Annotated in this window: 18 protein-coding genes; 11 read left to right on the top strand and 7 right to left on the bottom strand. The window is 60.6% G+C overall.

Annotated elements, in window-relative coordinates:
• Window positions 1–210 precede the first annotated feature (210 nt).
• From queC to Q0Y42_RS02120, 6 genes are all read left to right on the top strand, one after another.
• A complete protein-coding gene (gene queC, locus Q0Y42_RS02095; RefSeq protein WP_297799639.1) occupies window positions 211–927 on the top strand; it encodes a 7-cyano-7-deazaguanine synthase QueC in 717 nt (238 codons plus the stop codon).
• Window positions 927–1,562 carry a 7-carboxy-7-deazaguanine synthase gene (gene queE / locus Q0Y42_RS02100; RefSeq protein WP_297799641.1) on the top strand — a complete coding sequence of 212 codons (636 nt, stop codon included), beginning with the start codon at window positions 927–929 and terminating at the stop codon, window positions 1,560–1,562. The genes queC and queE overlap by 1 nt, the downstream gene beginning before the upstream one ends.
• 94 nt (window positions 1,563–1,656) lie before the next feature.
• Window positions 1,657–2,070, top strand: a complete 414-nt coding sequence (locus Q0Y42_RS02105; protein WP_297799644.1) for a hypothetical protein — start codon at window positions 1,657–1,659, stop codon at window positions 2,068–2,070.
• A 27-nt stretch (window positions 2,071–2,097) separates the two neighbouring features.
• On the top strand, window positions 2,098–2,625 hold the full coding sequence (locus Q0Y42_RS02110; RefSeq protein ID WP_297799646.1) for an RNA polymerase sigma factor: 528 nt from the start codon (window positions 2,098–2,100) through the stop codon (window positions 2,623–2,625).
• Window positions 2,622–2,900, top strand: coding sequence for a hypothetical protein (locus Q0Y42_RS02115; RefSeq protein ID WP_297799648.1), 279 nt, complete (start codon window positions 2,622–2,624; stop codon window positions 2,898–2,900). Before Q0Y42_RS02110 ends, Q0Y42_RS02115 begins: the two co-directional genes overlap by 4 nt.
• On the top strand, window positions 2,897–3,370 hold the full coding sequence (locus Q0Y42_RS02120; RefSeq protein WP_297799649.1) for a GNAT family N-acetyltransferase: 474 nt from the start codon (window positions 2,897–2,899) through the stop codon (window positions 3,368–3,370). The genes Q0Y42_RS02115 and Q0Y42_RS02120 overlap by 4 nt, the downstream gene beginning before the upstream one ends.
• Before the next feature lie 61 nt (window positions 3,371–3,431).
• Here the strand turns inward: Q0Y42_RS02120 and Q0Y42_RS02125 are convergent, their stop codons facing one another.
• Window positions 3,432–4,127, bottom strand: coding sequence for a pirin family protein (locus Q0Y42_RS02125; RefSeq protein WP_297799652.1), 696 nt, complete (start codon window positions 4,125–4,127; stop codon window positions 3,432–3,434).
• A 297-nt stretch (window positions 4,128–4,424) separates the two neighbouring features.
• Here Q0Y42_RS02125 and Q0Y42_RS02130 point away from each other — a divergent pair, with 297 nt between their 5' ends.
• Window positions 4,425–4,952, top strand: coding sequence for a hypothetical protein (locus tag Q0Y42_RS02130; protein ID WP_297799654.1), 528 nt, complete (start codon window positions 4,425–4,427; stop codon window positions 4,950–4,952).
• A 110-nt stretch (window positions 4,953–5,062) separates the two neighbouring features.
• Here the strand turns inward: Q0Y42_RS02130 and aroC are convergent, their stop codons facing one another.
• The gene (gene aroC / locus Q0Y42_RS02135; RefSeq protein WP_297799658.1) at window positions 5,063–6,148 is read right to left on the bottom strand and encodes a chorismate synthase; all 1,086 of its coding nucleotides are present in this window, start codon (window positions 6,146–6,148) and stop codon (window positions 5,063–5,065) included.
• Window positions 6,149–6,158: 10 nt separating this feature from the next.
• Window positions 6,159–6,869, bottom strand: coding sequence for a J domain-containing protein (locus Q0Y42_RS02140; RefSeq protein WP_297799659.1), 711 nt, complete (start codon window positions 6,867–6,869; stop codon window positions 6,159–6,161).
• A gap of 108 nt (window positions 6,870–6,977) precedes the next feature.
• Here Q0Y42_RS02140 and pdxH point away from each other — a divergent pair, with 108 nt between their 5' ends.
• Window positions 6,978–7,640: a pyridoxamine 5'-phosphate oxidase gene (pdxH, locus tag Q0Y42_RS02145; RefSeq protein ID WP_297799662.1), complete on the top strand. Its 663-nt coding sequence runs from the start codon at window positions 6,978–6,980 to the stop codon at window positions 7,638–7,640.
• A 6-nt stretch (window positions 7,641–7,646) separates the two neighbouring features.
• Here pdxH and Q0Y42_RS02150 read toward each other — a convergent pair whose 3' ends face one another.
• A complete protein-coding gene (locus Q0Y42_RS02150) occupies window positions 7,647–8,249 on the bottom strand; it encodes a TetR/AcrR family transcriptional regulator (RefSeq protein ID WP_297799664.1) in 603 nt (200 codons plus the stop codon).
• A gap of 145 nt (window positions 8,250–8,394) precedes the next feature.
• Window positions 8,395–9,039, bottom strand: a complete 645-nt coding sequence (udk, locus tag Q0Y42_RS02155; RefSeq protein WP_297799667.1) for a uridine kinase — start codon at window positions 9,037–9,039, stop codon at window positions 8,395–8,397.
• A gap of 183 nt (window positions 9,040–9,222) precedes the next feature.
• Here udk and Q0Y42_RS02160 point away from each other — a divergent pair, with 183 nt between their 5' ends.
• A complete protein-coding gene (locus Q0Y42_RS02160; RefSeq protein WP_297799669.1) occupies window positions 9,223–10,851 on the top strand; it encodes a long-chain-fatty-acid--CoA ligase in 1,629 nt (542 codons plus the stop codon).
• A 25-nt stretch (window positions 10,852–10,876) separates the two neighbouring features.
• A complete protein-coding gene (locus Q0Y42_RS02165) occupies window positions 10,877–11,563 on the top strand; it encodes a DUF1499 domain-containing protein (RefSeq protein ID WP_297799671.1) in 687 nt (228 codons plus the stop codon).
• Here Q0Y42_RS02165 and Q0Y42_RS02170 read toward each other — a convergent pair.
• The gene (locus tag Q0Y42_RS02170) at window positions 11,547–12,461 is read right to left on the bottom strand and encodes an MBL fold metallo-hydrolase (protein WP_297799673.1); all 915 of its coding nucleotides are present in this window, start codon (window positions 12,459–12,461) and stop codon (window positions 11,547–11,549) included. The two genes, Q0Y42_RS02165 and Q0Y42_RS02170, sit on opposite strands and share 17 nt — an antisense overlap.
• A 20-nt stretch (window positions 12,462–12,481) precedes the next feature.
• Window positions 12,482–13,033 (bottom strand): hypothetical protein, encoded by a 552-nt coding sequence (locus Q0Y42_RS02175; RefSeq protein WP_297799675.1) that lies wholly within the window; start codon window positions 13,031–13,033, stop codon window positions 12,482–12,484.
• A gap of 248 nt (window positions 13,034–13,281) precedes the next feature.
• On the opposite strand from Q0Y42_RS02175, the gene Q0Y42_RS02180 reads away from it, so the two are divergent.
• Entirely contained in the window at window positions 13,282–16,290 is a 3,009-nt protein-coding gene (locus Q0Y42_RS02180) for a TonB-dependent receptor (protein ID WP_297799677.1), read from the top strand.
• Window positions 16,291–16,330: the final 40 nt, after the last annotated feature.

The following is a 16,330-nucleotide window of genomic DNA, read 5'->3' on the forward strand; positions in this document are numbered from 1 at the left end:
TGGCCGCACTCCACCAATGGAAACCCAACATCACCCGCAATTCTTTGCGGAACGGTTAAGCTGGATTCTGTGCCTCATTAGCACTGTTCGCGTTTTTGAAAATCCGGCTCTTTTGCAGCTGCGGGGCAATAGGGGTATAAGCGCCAATCTTCGCTTCAACCCCAGTGACTTTTCGGATGCGCGCGGCCCTTGGCCGACCGCAGGTTTTTCATGAACGCTTCTCAACCGTCTAAGTTCCAATCCGCCCTTGTTCTGTTTTCCGGTGGGCAGGACAGCGCCACATGCCTCGCTTGGGCACTGGCCCGATATCAGCGCGTTGAGACGATTGGCTTTGATTACGGTCAAAGACATGTGGTTGAAATGCAAGCGCGTTTGGCTGTCCGCGAGGATATGAAGCGCGTTCTGCCTCAGTTCGCGGACCGACTGGGCGACGATCATGTCGTTGACCTAACGGGGTATGGCAAGATCGCCGAAAGTAGCCTGACCAGCGAAAAAGCCATCGAAATGGACGCGCGCGGCCTGCCGACCACCTTTGTGCCGGGGCGCAACCTGATCTTCCTGACGGCGGCGGCCGCCCTGTCGGACCGTCGCGGTCTGGAGGTGCTGGTGACGGGCGTGTGCGAGACGGATTATTCGGGCTATCCCGACTGCCGTCAGGCCACCATCGACGCCATGTCACAGGCCCTGACGCTGGGTCTGGACCGTCCTGTGCCGATTGAAACCCCGCTGATGTACCTGACCAAGGCCCAGACGTGGGAGCTGGCCAACGGCATCGGCGGCCAGCCGTTGGTGGATTCCATCATCGAGACTTCGCACACCTGCTATGCGGGCGACCGCGAGCATCGCCATGAATGGGGATATGGCTGCGGCACCTGCGCCGCGTGCGAACTGCGCGAGGCGGGTTACCGCCAGTGGAAGGAAGGTTGATGACCTATTCGGTCAAGGAGACCTTCCTGACGGTGCAGGGCGAGGCGGGGCAGGCGGGACGCGTCTCGGTATTTCTGCGCTTTGCGGGCTGCAACCTGTGGAGCGGGCTGGAGCGGGACCGCGAGGGCGCCGTCTGCACCTTCTGCGACACCGATTTCGTCGGCACCAACGGCGACGGCGGCGGCAAGTTCAAGACTGCCGAAATGCTGGCCGACCATGTGAACAGCTTCTGGACGGGCCGCGAGGGCGATCCCAAACTGGTCGTCTGCACGGGCGGCGAGCCTCTGCTGCAACTGGATACGCCGCTGATCGACGCCCTGCATGCGCGCGGTTTCGAGATCGCCATCGAGAGCAATGGCACCCTCAAAGCCCCCGAAGGCATCGACTGGATCTGCATCAGCCCCAAGGCCGATGCCGAAGTCGTCCAGACCTCGGGGCAGGAGCTGAAACTGGTCTATCCGCAGGAAAAGGCCATGCCCGAGCGTTTCGAGCACATGGATTTCGAGCGTTTCTGGCTGCAACCGATGGACGGTCCTGACCAAGCCGCTAACACCCAGGCGGCCATGGAATACTGCCTGAAACACCCGCAATGGCGGCTTGGCATCCAGACGCACAAATACATCGGCGTCCGCTAAGGCGGATATTTTTTAGCGCCGCTGCATCCAACAGCACCCACGGTGACGACTAACGGATAGAACAACGTTATCGTCGCCACCGGAGGGCGCTGTCATGAACTTTCTCTATCTTGCGATGCTGATCCCGATCTTCGGGATTTTCTTTGCCGCCTTTACCTCGTTCCTGAAGTATCGCCAGCATCGCGCCATGCTGGATGTGCTCAAGGTCTACGCCGAAAAAGGTGAGGCTCCGCCGCCGGAAGTGCTGGCGGCTCTGACCAAGACCTATTCGCTGGCGGAAGCCGGTGTCACGGCCCCCAATCCCCTGCCGTCCGGCCCTGCCAAGGTCCAGGGACCGTTGCATTACTGGTCGCTGGTAGGGCTGTTCACGGTCTTCTCCGCGGGCTTTGCCTATGCCTCATGGTCGTCCGGCTCGGCTGGATATCCTTTCGCCATTGTCGCCTTCACCATGGGGGCGGTCGCGGTCTGGTCGCTGATCATGGCCGTCGCCCTGACGTTCAAGAAATAGGCGCGGCGGTTACGGGGCGCGATCCTTATGACACCGCAAGACATCCGTTGGCTGTCCGAGGCGCAGAACGGCTCGGACCTTGCCTATGGGCGGTTGATGGCCAGCCATCAGGCGATGGTGCGGGGTTTCCTGCGCCGGATGCTGGGCGGTGGCTGGGCCGATGCCGACGACGTGGCGCAGGAGGTCTTTGTCCACGCGTGGCAGAGCCTTTACGCCGTGCGCGAGCCGGAACGCTTCAAATCATGGCTGATCGGCATAGCGTGGCGCAGGGCGCAGGATCACATCCGCAGCAGCCAGCGCCGCGCCCGCCGCGATCAGGACTGGCTGCAATCCCTGTCCGTACCCGATGGCATCACTCAGGAGGACAGGCTGGCCATGGAACAGGCCATGCGGTCGCTGGCACCCGAAGCCCGCGCCTGTGTCGCCCTGTCGCTGGCCGAGGGCTGGACCCATGCCGAGATTTCGGCTTCGCTGGGCCTGCCGTTGGGGACGGTAAAGTCCCATTGTACCCGTGGACGCGAAAAGCTTGTCGCAGCACTTGGAGGTGCCGCATGACCCCCGAACAGAAATTGATGGCGCTGATGGCGGCGGACACGCCGAAACAGCCGGACCCCGCGTTCGAATATGCGGTGATGGAGCGACTTGCCCGCCTGCGCGCGGTCGAGCGTTTCTCGCGTCTGGCCATGGCGGTGGTGGCGGGCGGCGGTGTTCTGATGGGCCTGACGTGGGCGGCGGCGCAGGGGCAGATGGCTCAGGCCCTGCCCATCGTCGCAGCGGTCGGCGCGTCGTCCATCGCGGCCTTGGTCATCTGGACCTTGCGTCGCGCGTGAACGGGGAAACCATGCAGGAAGCCGTCACCATCCGCCGTTTCGAAGCGGACAAGGATACGTCCGTGCTGTCGGATATCTGGCTGCGGGCGTCGATCATCGCTCACCCCTTTATCGGAGAGGCGACACTGCGCGAGCAGCAGCCGCTGATGGAGGATGTCTATCTGCCGATGGCCAGCACATGGGTGGCCGAGCGGGGCGGTAAAGCCATCGGCTTCCTGTGCCTGCTGAAAAGCCATATCGCGGCGCTGTTTGTTGATCCGGAACAGCAGGGGCAGGGCGTAGGGCGGCAACTGCTGGATTTCGCGGCCACGCGCCACGACCGCCTGACGCTGGAAGTCTATACCGACAACGCCAAGGCCATGGCCTTCTATGAACGCTATGGCTTCATCATCGAGAGCCAGCGCGAGGCGGACGATCAGGGCCAGCCCTTTGCCAACGCCCGCATGGTGTGGCGGGCGACCCAATCCTAGAAATACGAAAAAGGGCGCTGGAGTGATCCAGCGCCCTTGATCGTTGGGGGATACGACCGCCTTACAGGCTGTCGACCATCACCAGTTCGGCATCTTCCTTGGCGGTGATGGTGATCACGGCCTCGTCGATGATGCCTGCGCCGTCGCGGGCGTTGAGGTGGGTACCGTTCACGTCCACCTGACCCACGGCGGGGACCAGATAGGCGCGGCGGCCCGACTTCAGGTCATAGCTCAGGCTCTCGCCCGCCTTCAGGGTGGCGGCCAGAACCTTGGCGTCGGCGTTGATCTTCAGGGCTTCGTCCGCCGGATCGCCGGAAGCGACGACGGTGAACTTGCCCGAGCGGTCGGCCTTCGGAAACTCGCGCTGACCCCACGACGGCTCGGCACCCGGACGGTCCGTCTCGATCCAGATCTGGAACAGGGTCGTGAGCTCGTTCTCCATATTGTACTCGGCGTGACGCACACCGATACCGGCGCTCATGACCTGCACATCGCCAGCGGCGGTGCGGCCTTGGTTGCCCATGGAGTCCTGATGGGTGATGGCCCCCGTGCGGACATAGGTGATGATTTCCATGTCGGCGTGCGGGTGGGGCGGAAAGCCCGACTTCGCACCGATCTCGTCATCGTTCCAGACGCGCAGACGGCCCCAGCCCATACGGTTCGGGTCGTAATAGTTGGCGAACGAGAAGTGGTGCTTGGCATTCAGCCAGCCGTGGTTGGCACCACCGAGGGTATTGAAAGGACGGACATCGATCATGGTGATCTCCCCAACGCTTAAAGTGTGCAGCCCGTTGCTGCGTCGTTGAGAGCTATATAAGGAACAGTTACTGTTACGAATAGGGGTAAGGGGATCACGGATTGTTACAGGGTGAGATTTGCTTGCGAGTTAGTGAAGTCTCTTCATTGTGAGTATCGCACCACAAAGGGGGAGGAGCGGATGGACGTTTGCTGGGCGACGAAGATTGATTTCGGAGCGGTAGGCTCTGTTCTAAGCAGCGTTGCGGCGATAATCGCGATAGTGCTGGGGCAGAGGAATACTAATCGCAGCTTGGATATGGCCGAGCAACAGCTCGAACACGCAAAGCAGTCTCAAGATGAAGCGAGAGAGTTAATCTCTATCGCTGACGATAAGCGAAATTTGGCTGCGGTTGGTGCGGGCTTAAGGGTATTGAGGGCCTCTAACGCCATGAGGTCTTCTTATGCGGAGGCTAAAGATCCAGAGGCAGTGGTTCCTATAAAGCAGGCAGATCGAACTGGGCAGATGTTGATCCGTCATGCAGAAAAAATTGAAGCCATTTCACCGCTTGATATTAGCCCTGAATACGGTGTTCAGTTAGCTGAGCTTGCAGAGTATTTTTGGATGAATGGAGATATGCTTCGCAACACTGATAAGAGGGCGGTTAGCTATAAGTATGTAGAAAATTTACTAAGTGATTGCGAGCGTGTTGCGCTAGGAAATCTGATTAGCGTATTGCCGTCTATACCTGCAGACGTATTTGTAGATTTCTGTTTTGTAGATCGGGATTTTTTAGAGGTGTTCATTAAAGAAAAATCATCTTCCGATGTAACAGATAAGCATTAGGCCATGAAATCACTTCCTATGGCATAGATTATCGCGAATTTGATAGTCTGGCGATGGCGCTATTTTCAGAAATGGTAAGTCTCTCCCCTGCGAGCAGAGGATGGGAAGCGTTACCCCACCTGCGCCCGATGCCGTAGCTTCGCATCCGCCAGCACAATCGCTGCCATCGCTTCGACGACCGGAACGCCGCGCAGGGCGACGCAGGGGTCGTGGCGGCCTTTGGTGCGCAGGTCCACTTCCTGACCATCGCGGTTGATGGTCTGGCGGTGGGTGAGGATGGAGGAGGTGGGCTTGAAGGCCACGCGGGCGGTGACGGGCTGGCCCGTCGAGATGCCGCCGAGGATGCCGCCCGCCTTGTTCGACAGGAAGACAGGTTCGCCATCTTCGCCCATACGCATCTCGTCGGCGTTTTCCTCGCCTGACAGCATGGCGGCCTCAAAGCCCGCGCCGATTTCCACGCCCTTGACGGCGTTGATGGTCATCAGCCCTGATGCAAGTTCGCTATCGAGCTTAGCATAAAGCGGTGCGCCCCATCCGGCGGGAACGCCGGTGACTTCCAGCGCGACGACCGCACCGATGCTGGAGCCCGCTTTACGCACGGTATCCAGATAGGCTTCCCATTCCGGCACGACTTCATTGGACGCCGCGAACAGGGCGTTGTCGTAAACGGCACTGAAGTCGATCTGGCCGTCAGGGATGCGGTGCGGACCCAGCTGCACCACGCCTGCGCGGATTTGGATGCTGTCACCCAGAACCTTACGCGCCACGGCACCAGCGGCGACGCGGCTGGCCGTTTCGCGGGCGGATGAGCGGCCACCGCCGCGATAGTCGCGGATGCCGTACTTGGCCTGATAGGTGAAGTCGGCGTGACCGGGGCGGAAGGCGTGGGCGATCTCGCCATAGTCCTTGGACCGCTGGTCGGTGTTTTCGATCATCAGGCTGATCGGCGTGCCGGTGGTGACGGGGCCGTTACCGTCGTCGAACACGCCCGACAGGATTTTCACCGCGTCGGCCTCTTGGCGCTGGGTGACAAAGCGGCTGCCGCCCGGTTTGCGCTGATCCAGAAAAGGCTGGATGTCCGCTTCGGTCAGCGGGATCAACGGCGGGCAGCCGTCAACGACGACGCCAATGGCCGGCCCGTGGCTTTCGCCCCAGGTGGTGATGCGGAACAGGTGACCGAAGCTGTTATGTGACATGGGTACGGCTTTACGCAGCAGTCGCCCGTGCCGTCCAGACCTCAGTGAAGCGTTCGCGTCGATACTCGGCTTCGGACAGGGGCGACTGGCGGGCGGTAAGGGAAATAATCAGGTCGCCCGTCTTGTACGAACCACGCGCAGGCAGCCCCAATCCGTCGAGGCAAAGCCGCACAGGCGATTCCATATCCGGCACCAGCCAGACGGTTTGCGGCCCCAGCGGCGTGAGGACCTCTATCCGGCCTCCATCGCGCAGATACTGGGCATCGACAGCGGTCTGGAAGAACAGGTCGTCGCCAAAGACCGACAGGCCCTGTGCCGGTTTGATCCTGACCGGAACCGTGCCGACATTCTTGAGCCGCAGGCGGTCGCCGTGGCGCAGGCCGGGGGCCAGTCGCAGACGGTATTGGCGGTCGCGGATATAGGTGCTGGCAATGCCGCCCTTGAGTGCCTGAAGCGGGGTGATGACCACCTCTGCCGGAGGGCGCACCACGCGCAGCCCGCTGGCCGGAGCCTGAAGCAGCGGGCGCGAGGGCGGTTGCTGCTGAAGCAGGTGATAGGCGTCCAGCACATAGCGGAACAGAATGACATCGCCGCGCGGCGAGTCAGGGTGAACAGCCTTGGCCACCTTGCGGAAGGCGGCGGATAGCTCTGACGGTGTGACGGGGCCGTTCAGCCCCAGCACCCGGTACGCTTGGGCTACCGTTAGCTGTCTCTCGTTCATGGGGGCAGTATTGGCCCAATATGGTCAAGAGCCCGTTAACCGTAATCCATCCGATTTGATCGCTTGAGCCGTTGGGCGGGCGCGGGCAGGGCGCTATAAGGCGGGACTATGAGCAACCCTGTGATCCCGCCCAGCCCCTCTCGCGAAGACTATGACGCCCAGCTGGTCCGCAATGCGGACGACAGCATCTTTGACGGCGGCGATCCCTATGCGGTGTTTGCCAACTGGCTGGCCGAGGCAGGGCAGAGCGAGCCGAACGATCCCAATGCCATGACGCTGGCCACCGTGGATGCGGACGGCATGCCGGATGCGCGGATCGTGCTGCTGAAGGATTTGGATCGACGCGGGTTCACCTTCTACTCCAACCTCGAGAGCGCCAAGGGGCGGGAACTGTCGGCGCGTCCGCAGGCGGCGCTGGTGTTCCACTGGAAGTCGCTGCGCCGTCAGGTGCGGGTGCGCGGCCATGTGGAGCCTGTCACCGCAGAGGAAGCCGACAGCTATTTCGCCAGCCGTGCGCGTGAAAGCCGGATCGGCGCATGGGCCTCGGCCCAGTCGCGCCTCTTGGCCAGCCGTGACGAGCTGGAGGCCCGCGTGGCCGAGGAAACCGCCCGTTTTGAAGGGCAGGACGTTTCGCGTCCGCCGCACTGGTCGGGCTGGCGACTGGTTCCGGTGGCTATCGAGTTCTGGCGTGACCGCAAATTCCGCCTGCACGACCGCATCCGCTTTGTGAAGCGCGACGGCAACTGGGTGATCGAGCGCCTTTACCCGTAAAGCGGCCTAGGCGGCGTAGCGCGCCCAGAAGGTCTCGATGGCATCCTCGACGATGGCGCGGCCATTGCGCGACTGAACCGGATCTTTGCCCGATGCCAGCGGCAACAGCAGCAGCGGGTATTCGATCATGCCCAGCAATTGGGTGATGGCCCAGCTGGGCTTGTGCACCTTGAGCACGCTGTCTTCCGCCAGGGTTTCGACCATGGTGATCAGTTCGTGGGCGATGTCGCCGCGGCCTTTGTCAAAGAACTCGACCGCCTTGTCGTTAAAGCGGGGACGCTCGGCCATGACCAGCCGGAACATCTTGCGGACGAATGCGTCCGACAGGAACTCGGCATAGCCTACCAGATACTCGGTCATGCGTTCGCGTGACGGCTGGCTGTTGGACGCGACGACGCTGACCCGATCGTAAAACTCTTGAGAGGCAGCCTCGATGACGGCTTCGAACAGATGCGCCTTGCTGGGGAAGAAGGTGTAGAGTGTGGCCGTGGACACGCCTGCGGCACGGGAAATAGGCTCGATACGCGCAGCGGCATAGCCGTCGGTCACGAAGCGCAGACGCGCTTCGCGAATGATAGAGTCAATACGTGGGTCACGACCCGGGGCCATGCGATACCGTCAAAGCTTAGCAGTAGTTAACCTTGACTGTGTCGTAGCAGAAGCTGCGACGCAAGGATACCGACGGTATTTATTTTGTAACTACATGAAAAAACCCGACAGTTAGGACTGATCGGGTTGTTTTCATTCTAATACATCAGGCTCGAAACTTCTCGAGTAGAGGATGGGTAAGTACCGGAGCGACCAAACGTTTGACGGCAAGGTTGTCGACCAGACGAACCGCCGCCGTAGCGTCAGCGACAATAAAGTCAGCGTGGACGCGAGACGGCTCGGTAAAGGACTCGTGCCCCGGACGAACGGTCAGCAGGTACTGGTTCACCACGGAATCGGCGGTGCGGCCACGCTCGACCTGATCGCGAAGTAGGCGACGGATGAAACGGATATCAGCCGGGGTATCGACATAGACCTTGATGTCGAACAGCGCCGTCAGCTGCGGATTGCACAGTAGGTGGGTGCTTTCGATGACCACCACCTCTGCGGCCTTGATCGGTTCGCCACCCGGCTCGCGGCCGTGGGTCAGAAAGGAATAGACGGGGGCGACGATGTCCTGACCATTCTTCAGGGTCATCAGGTCACGGATAAGCAAATCGTGATCGCGCGCATCGACGTGGTCAAAGTCGTGCGTTGCCGGATCAAAGCCGGGGACCGAAGCGGCGTCCCTGTAATAGGAATCTTCGCGCAGGAGGCAGGCGGTGCCCGACGGCAGTCCGTCAATAAGCGCCTCGGCAAGGGTGGATTTGCCCGAGCCCGAGCCGCCAGTGATAGCAATAAGAATGGTCATGGACGCGTCTCTTTCACCCTCGCGGGCGTCGGCGCAAGAAGACCAATGGGCAATAAGATCAATTTGTCGCGCAAATGCTGACCCTAGGTCACGTTGCGTACCGAGGCTTTAATGTCATAGCGTTCGGTGAGTGCTGATCACAAAACAATAAAGGCACCAAGGGAAAGACAGGAGGAACGCTTAATGCTCGGACTGATGCAGGACTGGCCGCTGACCGTGGACCGCATTTTGGACCACGCGCGGAACTGGCACCCCAATACGCAGGTGGTGACCCGCTCCGTGGAAGGTCCGATCACACGCGTGACCTATGCCGAGGTCCATGACCGAGCCAAGAAATTCTCCAATGTATTGAAGGCGTGGGGCATAAATGCCGGCGATCGTGTTGCGACCCTGTGCTGGAACACCGACCGTCATGTCGAGGCATGGTACGGCATCATGGGTATCGGCGCGGTGTGCCATACGCTGAACCCGCGCCTGTTCGCTGAGCAGCTGGTCTACATCATCAACCACGCCGAAGACCGCGTGGTGCTGACAGACCTGACCTTCGTACCGCTGCTCGAAGCGATCCTGCCGCATATTCCCAATGTCGAACGCTTTGTCATTATGACCGACAAGGCGCACATGCCGCAGACCAAACTGCCGAACTGCGAGGCCTATGAGGACCTGATCGACCAAGCCTCTGCCGATGTTGTCTGGGGCGGGTTTGACGAGAATACCGCCTGTGGCCTCTGCTACACCTCTGGCACCACGGGCAATCCCAAGGGCGTGCTGTATTCGCACCGTTCCAACTTCCTGCACACGCTGATGACGATGCAGGCATCGGTTCTGGGCGCGACGCCTGATGATGTGATCCTGCCGGTGGTGCCGATGTTCCATGCCAATGCATGGGGTATCGCCTTTGCCGCGCCGGCGACGGGGACCAAGCTGGTCATGCCGGGCGCAAAGATGGACGGTGCTTCAATCTATGAGATGCTGGAAACCGAGGGCGTGACCTTCTCGGCTGCGGTGCCCACCGTTTGGCAGGGGCTGTTGCAGCATATGCGCGACACGGGCGTGCGGCTGTCCACCGTCAAGCGCGTGCTGATCGGCGGCGCGGCAGTGCCGGAAATGCTGATCCGCGCCTTTGAGGACGAATACGGTATCGAGGTGGTTCAGGGCTGGGGCATGACCGAAACTTCGCCCGTCGGGACCATCTCCAACCTGAGGCCGGAAATGCGCGCGTGGGACAAGGACGACCAGATCCGCCAACGCATCAAACAAGGCATCCCGCCGCTAGGGGTGTCGCTGAAACTGGAAAGCGACGATGGCAAGGAACTGCCGCATGATGGCGAAACCTTCGGTCGCCTGCTGATCAAAGGACCGACCGTCGCCAAGGCCTATTTCAAGGGTGACGGGCCCATCGTGGACGAGGACGGCTATTTCGATACCGGCGACGTGGCCACCATCGACCAGCACGGTTTCATGCACATCACCGACCGCGCCAAGGATGTGATCAAGTCCGGCGGTGAGTGGATCAGTTCTATCGAGATCGAAAACCTTGCTGTCGGCCATCCCAAGGTCGAACTGGCGGCGGTTATCGGTGCGGCCCATCCCAAATGGGACGAGCGCCCGCTGCTGATCGTGAAGCTGAAAGAGGGCGAGATACTGGACAAGCAGGAGCATCTCGACTTCCTGCAAGGCAAGATCGCCAAGTGGTGGATGCCCGATGATGTTGTCGCAGTGGACGAGATTCCGCTTGGCGCAACGGGCAAGATCGACAAGAAGCTGTTGCGCGAGCGCATGAAGGATTATCGTTTACCTTCAGCGACATAGATCTAAACGCCTAAGGAGCGAGCGTATGGCAGGGGTGAACCGTACGGCATTGAAGCTGGCGAAGTTGGCCGTATTTCTTGCGGTGATCGCACCATTGGTTGCTCTGGTGGCTGTTCTGGCTGTCCGAATGGGGTTGGCGGACCTGAAGCCCGCGCTTCAGGTCGTCACCCTTCGCGGCGGGCTGGCCATGGCGTGGATAGGTGGGCTGGCAGGCGTCTTGTCGATCCTGTTGGTCTTCTGGTCGCGTCCGGTATGGCCCTATGCTGCCACTGCGCTGGTGGTCGGGCTTGCCAGCCTGCTGATCTATCAGGTGCAGGCCATCCGCTTTTATCCTGCGCCCCGCGACGTCGCGAGCGATCTGGAAGAGCCGCCAGCCTTCGGTCGCCAGATGCTGTCCGAGCGCCGTGCCGAACGTGTTCCGGCCAGCCAGCCGCAAAAATGCGACGGCCTTGAAGGCATCGACAGCCAGTTGGCCCCCGAGGTTGTGGCTTGGGGCATGAAACAGGCGGGGCTGACCGTCATGGGAACATCGCCCTTCCGTGTCGAAGGCTGGCAGCAGGGCATGTGGTTCGGCATCCAGCACGACGTGACCGTCCGCATCCGTCCGGGCCGCACCGATATCCGCGTGGCAGGACGTGATCAGCTCGCGGTCGGCCCGCGCGCCTGCGACCTCGCCAAGAAGGTGGTGGCCGAGATTAACGCCCTGCGTTGACGGGCTGAACGAGGGTCCAGACGCCCTCCAGCCCGCTTTGCCCCGCGACCGAAACGGTGCCGTCATTCACCAGCTTTTGCAGATGCGACAGCACCGACAGACTGGCCGCGGGCCACAGGCTCGGACTGACGGCGGCATAGAGAACGGGCACCATCTCGGCGATGGTGCGATCACCCGCTGAAAGTCGTTCCAGTATCTGGCGCTCGCGTTCCAGCCGGTGCGCCTTATAGCCAGCAAGAAATGGCGCGACGTCGGTGATCGGGGCACCGTGCGTGGGCCAAATGACGTGGAAGTCGCGCGCGATCACCTTGTCCAGACTGGCCATATACTGGCTCATATTGCCGTCCGGCGGGGCGACGATGGTGGTCGACCACCCCATGATGTGATCGCCACTGAACAGGCCGTTTTCTTCCAGCAGCGCAAAGCAGATGTGGTTGGACGCATGGCCCGGGGTGGCAACCACTTCGAGGGTCCAGCCATGGCCCTCGATCCGGTCGCCATCGCTGACCAGCACGTCGGGGCTAAATCGGTCGTCGTCCTCGGCATCGAGTTGCCCGCCACCTGCGTTGTGGGGCAGGGGGGCGGCATAGATGGCAGCACCCGTCGCCTTGGAAAGACGTTCGCTGAGAGGAGAGTGGTCGGCGTGGGTGTGGGTGACAAGGATGTGGCTGACCGCGCGGCTGCCGATGGCGCGCAGCAGGGCATCCAGATGCACCTCATCCAACGGCCCGGGATCGATCACCGCCACAGCGGCACCTTCATGGCTTCCGCCGACGATATAGGTGCCGGTCCCTGTAAAGGTGAAGGGACCGGGGTTGTTGGCAATCACGCGCTCGACCCGTTCGGACAGCCGGTCACAGCGGCCGTATTCAAAGTCGAACGATTTGATGAACTGCATGGACAACCCCGCGAACCCTATTAGCGGCGTCTGTTTACCCTAATCGCGCTCGCACGTCCCACGGTCAGCAGATAGCTGTTCATCGCGCCCCTGCGGATGCGCACTTCGGTGCCCGGTCGCGACGAGAAATAGGGGTTGGATGTGTCCAGCTGCTCCCATTCCGAACCGTCGGCGAGCACGAACCGCCACACACCTGCCGGTGAACGATTTGCGGACACAATTGTCGTTTCGATCTCGCTGATCTCTTCGGAGTCCGAGGATAGAAATTGCGGAACGCTGATACGGTCAATTCCAAACAGCCCGCGACGGGCAGCGCGGATTTCCGCTTTGTAAACAGGGACAAGATCGCCGCTGGCAATCTCGGCCTTCACCTGCGAGGTCCGAGAATCAAAGCACGCTAGGCGGGCGGTGCCGTCGGCAATTTCGCCACAGGCGAGCAGGGTGTTGAGGCTCGTGCCGGTATCCGGAACAGCGTTCGCGCTTTGAGCGTGGCTATTAGAAGTTGGCACTAAAAATGTCGCAATTCCAAATGAAAGAACTGCGATACTGCAAAGGTTGTTGGAAATTTTCACCTGCTAATTCCTCTATATAGAAATAGCTTAGCTTTGAGCGGCTGATCCAAAGCGTTGCTAAATTATGACATTATCTAGGCCGATTTGTTGCCCGAAGTTAATTGTGTTGGCCTAGCTGTGCCATAAAGTTCTACGGGTGGATGTCGGTCACAAACCAGAGTTCCGCTGGATTTGCTGACGGGGAAACAGGGCCGGTTGAGACGGGGGTAACCGAATTTCGCCGGTCCATTTGGAGGTAAGAGAGAGACATGAAGTCGATTTCAAAGCGCGAGCGCTTGCTCGCAACTTCGATTATCGCCGGCTTTACGGCTCTGGGCGCTGCGGGCATGGCCCACGCTCAGGAATCGGAGACCACCCAGGTCCAGGACATCGTCGTCACTGGTTCGCGTATCGTCCGTCAGGACTATAATGCTCCGAGCCCGGTCACGACCGTGACCGCCGAAACCATCGAACTGACCAGCACGCTGTCGGTCGAAAACCTGCTGAACCAACTGCCGTCGGTGGTTGCCGGTAACATGGCTACCTCGAACAACTCGGGTGGTGAATCGTTCGCAACCGTCGACCTGCGTGGTCTGGGTACCTCGCGTACTCTGGTCATCGTCAACGGCGAGCGTGTTCCGGCTTCGTCGACCACCGGCGTTGTCGACATCAACTCGATCCCGTCGGCCCTGATCAACCGCGTTGAAGTCGTGACCGGTGGTGCATCTGCCGTTTACGGTTCGGACGCTGTTGCCGGCGTTGTGAACTTCGTCCTGAAGGACGACTACGAAGGTGCCGAAATCTCGGCCTCCTACGCCCAGTCGTTCGACGGCTACAAGCCGGAATTCACCATCAACGGCCTGATCGGTGGTAACTTCGCCAACGGTCGCGGTAACATGACCGCCTACGCCAGCTACTACAGCCGTGAGGGCGTAAGCCAAGGCGACGTTCCGTTCGCTTCGGTCTCGCGCGGCGTTGCCTACACCGCTGATGGCCGTCCGGTTGTCGTCGGTAGCGCCCAAGAGTACTGGGATGCTGTCGCCGGTGGTGGCGGTAACTACTTCTCGGGTGGTTCGGGCACCTCGGCTTGGGGTACTATCTATAACAACGGCAACAACCCGTTCGCGGGTCTGGGTGCCGCGGTTGCTGGCGCTGGTAACACCAACTTCCTGGCCGGCAATTATGACGTCAATTGCGATGGTGTGGCCAACACTGCTGACTATAACGCAGGCAACCTGTCGTTCGACACCTCGGGCAAGCTGACGCCGTTTGCGGGTTCGGGCGGTTGTACAGTTCCGGATCGCGCTGCTGGTTCGTCGCGCTATAACTACGGCCCGGACAACTACCTGATCCTGCCGTCGGAGCGCTTCAATATCTCGACCGTCGGTCACTATGACTTCGAGAACGGCGTCCGCCTGGATCTGCGTCTGAACTATGCCAACACCTGGCAAGAAGTTTCGCTGGCTCCGACCCCGGCCACCGGTCTGGTTGTCAACCTGACCCCGGCCATGCAGGACCTGATCCAGACCAAGCACGCCGACCTGTGGGCTGCGCTGCAAACTCGTGCTGATCCGCTGGCTCCGTTCAACATGGACCGTCGTACCAACGAACTGGGTCCGCGTCTGGGTGAGACCAAGTCTAGCGCCCTGTCGATGATCGGTACCCTGTCGGGTGACTTCGGTGACTCGGGCTGGGATTGGTCGCTGACCGCCAGCTATGGCAAGAACCAGCTGCAGGACAACGGCAAGAACTCGGCCAACAAGACCGCCTTCTTCCAAGGTCTGTCGGGCTGTCAGGATCCGACCTCGGGTGCTTCGCTGGGCTCGAATGCACTGCCGGGCTGCGTGCCGCTGGATATCTTTGGCGAAGGCACTCTGACGCAGGAAATGGTCAACTTCCTGACCGTTCCGACCTTCTCGACCACCGACATCGAAGAGTCGCGCTTGGCTGCCTTCGTTCGTGGTTCGCTGATGACCCTGCCGGCTGGTGATCTGGCTGCTGTGTTTGGTGTGGAATGGCGTGAAAGCCGCGCATCGTTCCAAGTCGACAATGAACAGCGCGCCGGTAACATCTATGGCTTCAACGCCATTCAGGACCAAAACGGCTCGGTCAGCGTGACCGAACTGTACGGCGAACTGTCGGTTCCGCTGCTGCGTGACCTGCCGGCCGCCAAGTACCTGGGCCTGGACTTCGGTTACCGCTATTCGGACTACAGCACCGTTGGCGGTCTGGACACCTACAAGGTTGGTCTGGAATACGAGCCGCTCGACTGGCTGAAGTTCCGTACCGTGTTCAACTCGGCTGTTCGTGCTCCGAGCATCTTCGAGCTGTTCCAAAACGGTGACCAAGGCTTCCCGTCGGTTATCGACCCCTGCATGATCCAGGGCGGTCAAGCTCCTTCGGGCGCTCTGGCTAACCTGTGTAACCTGCAAGCTCCGGCGATCGACTTCACCACGGGTCTTACCCAGGCTAACAGCCAGACCGAAGCTTTCGCTTTCGGTAACCCGGACCTGAAGCCGGAATCGGCCGAAACCTTCACCATCGGTGCAGTGTTCCAGCCGAAGTCGTTCCCGATCGGCAACTTCCGCGCCACCATCGACTACTATGATATCGAAATCACCGACATCATTGCGTCGCTGGGTGCTTCGTACTGGGTGAACTCCTGCTACAGCGGCCTGGACATCAACTCCACCGCCTGCTCGAAGGTGTTCCGTGACCAAGTCACCGGTCAGCTGGACTACGTCAACACCAGCCGCGTGAACGGTGGTTTCTACCGTACGAAGGGCTACGACACCCAGATCGACTGGAGCGTCGACCTGGCTGACTACGGCTGGAAGGGCCGTCTGGCCTTCAACGAACTGCTCACCATCGTTAAAGAGCTGAACTTCGACGGCGACGACGATGTCGGTAACGCATGGGCCTCCATCGGCGGCGCATCGTTCGACTGGAAGTCGGTTCTGTCGGTGACCTACGACATCGGTGACTGGACCCTGTTCGGCCGCTGGTCGTACACCCCGGAACTGAACGACGTCACCTTCACCAACGCCTTCGATGACACGGTCTACAAGACCCCGGCCGCTAGCTACGTCGATTTCTCGGCCCGCTGGAATGTCACCGACAGCCTGCAACTGACGGCCTTCATCGGTAACGTCTTCGACAAGACCGCTCCGCTGCTGCCGATCGGCGTTTACAACGGTCAGGCCAACACCGACGTGCAGATCTACTATCCGGGTCTGTTCGGCCGTAACTTCTCGATCTCGGCCCGCGCCAAGTTCTAAGAAGTACGACCACTCGGTCTACAAAAGGGAAGGCGGTAGC

Origin of the sequence: uncultured Brevundimonas sp. (assembly GCF_947305955.1) — a bacterium.
Lineage (GTDB): Bacteria > Pseudomonadota > Alphaproteobacteria > Caulobacterales > Caulobacteraceae > Brevundimonas.

Coding starts and splice junctions, on each gene's coding strand:
- Q0Y42_RS02180 (WP_297799677.1), top strand. CDS start 13,282: ATGAAGTCGATTTCAAAGCGCGAGCGCTTGCTCGCAACTTCGATTATC.
- Q0Y42_RS02150 (WP_297799664.1), bottom strand. CDS start 8,249: ATGGCCCCGGGTCGTGACCCACGTATTGACTCTATCATTCGCGAAGCG.
- Q0Y42_RS02125 (WP_297799652.1), bottom strand. CDS start 4,127: ATGATCGATGTCCGTCCTTTCAATACCCTCGGTGGTGCCAACCACGGC.
- queE (WP_297799641.1), top strand. CDS start 927: ATGACCTATTCGGTCAAGGAGACCTTCCTGACGGTGCAGGGCGAGGCG.
- Q0Y42_RS02160 (WP_297799669.1), top strand. CDS start 9,223: ATGCTCGGACTGATGCAGGACTGGCCGCTGACCGTGGACCGCATTTTG.
- udk (WP_297799667.1), bottom strand. CDS start 9,039: ATGACCATTCTTATTGCTATCACTGGCGGCTCGGGCTCGGGCAAATCC.
- Q0Y42_RS02115 (WP_297799648.1), top strand. CDS start 2,622: ATGACCCCCGAACAGAAATTGATGGCGCTGATGGCGGCGGACACGCCG.
- Q0Y42_RS02130 (WP_297799654.1), top strand. CDS start 4,425: ATGGCCGAGCAACAGCTCGAACACGCAAAGCAGTCTCAAGATGAAGCG.
- Q0Y42_RS02165 (WP_297799671.1), top strand. CDS start 10,877: ATGGCAGGGGTGAACCGTACGGCATTGAAGCTGGCGAAGTTGGCCGTA.
- Q0Y42_RS02110 (WP_297799646.1), top strand. CDS start 2,098: ATGACACCGCAAGACATCCGTTGGCTGTCCGAGGCGCAGAACGGCTCG.
- Q0Y42_RS02170 (WP_297799673.1), bottom strand. CDS start 12,461: ATGCAGTTCATCAAATCGTTCGACTTTGAATACGGCCGCTGTGACCGG.
- pdxH (WP_297799662.1), top strand. CDS start 6,978: ATGAGCAACCCTGTGATCCCGCCCAGCCCCTCTCGCGAAGACTATGAC.
- Q0Y42_RS02105 (WP_297799644.1), top strand. CDS start 1,657: ATGAACTTTCTCTATCTTGCGATGCTGATCCCGATCTTCGGGATTTTC.
- aroC (WP_297799658.1), bottom strand. CDS start 6,148: ATGTCACATAACAGCTTCGGTCACCTGTTCCGCATCACCACCTGGGGC.
- queC (WP_297799639.1), top strand. CDS start 211: ATGAACGCTTCTCAACCGTCTAAGTTCCAATCCGCCCTTGTTCTGTTT.
- Q0Y42_RS02140 (WP_297799659.1), bottom strand. CDS start 6,869: ATGAACGAGAGACAGCTAACGGTAGCCCAAGCGTACCGGGTGCTGGGG.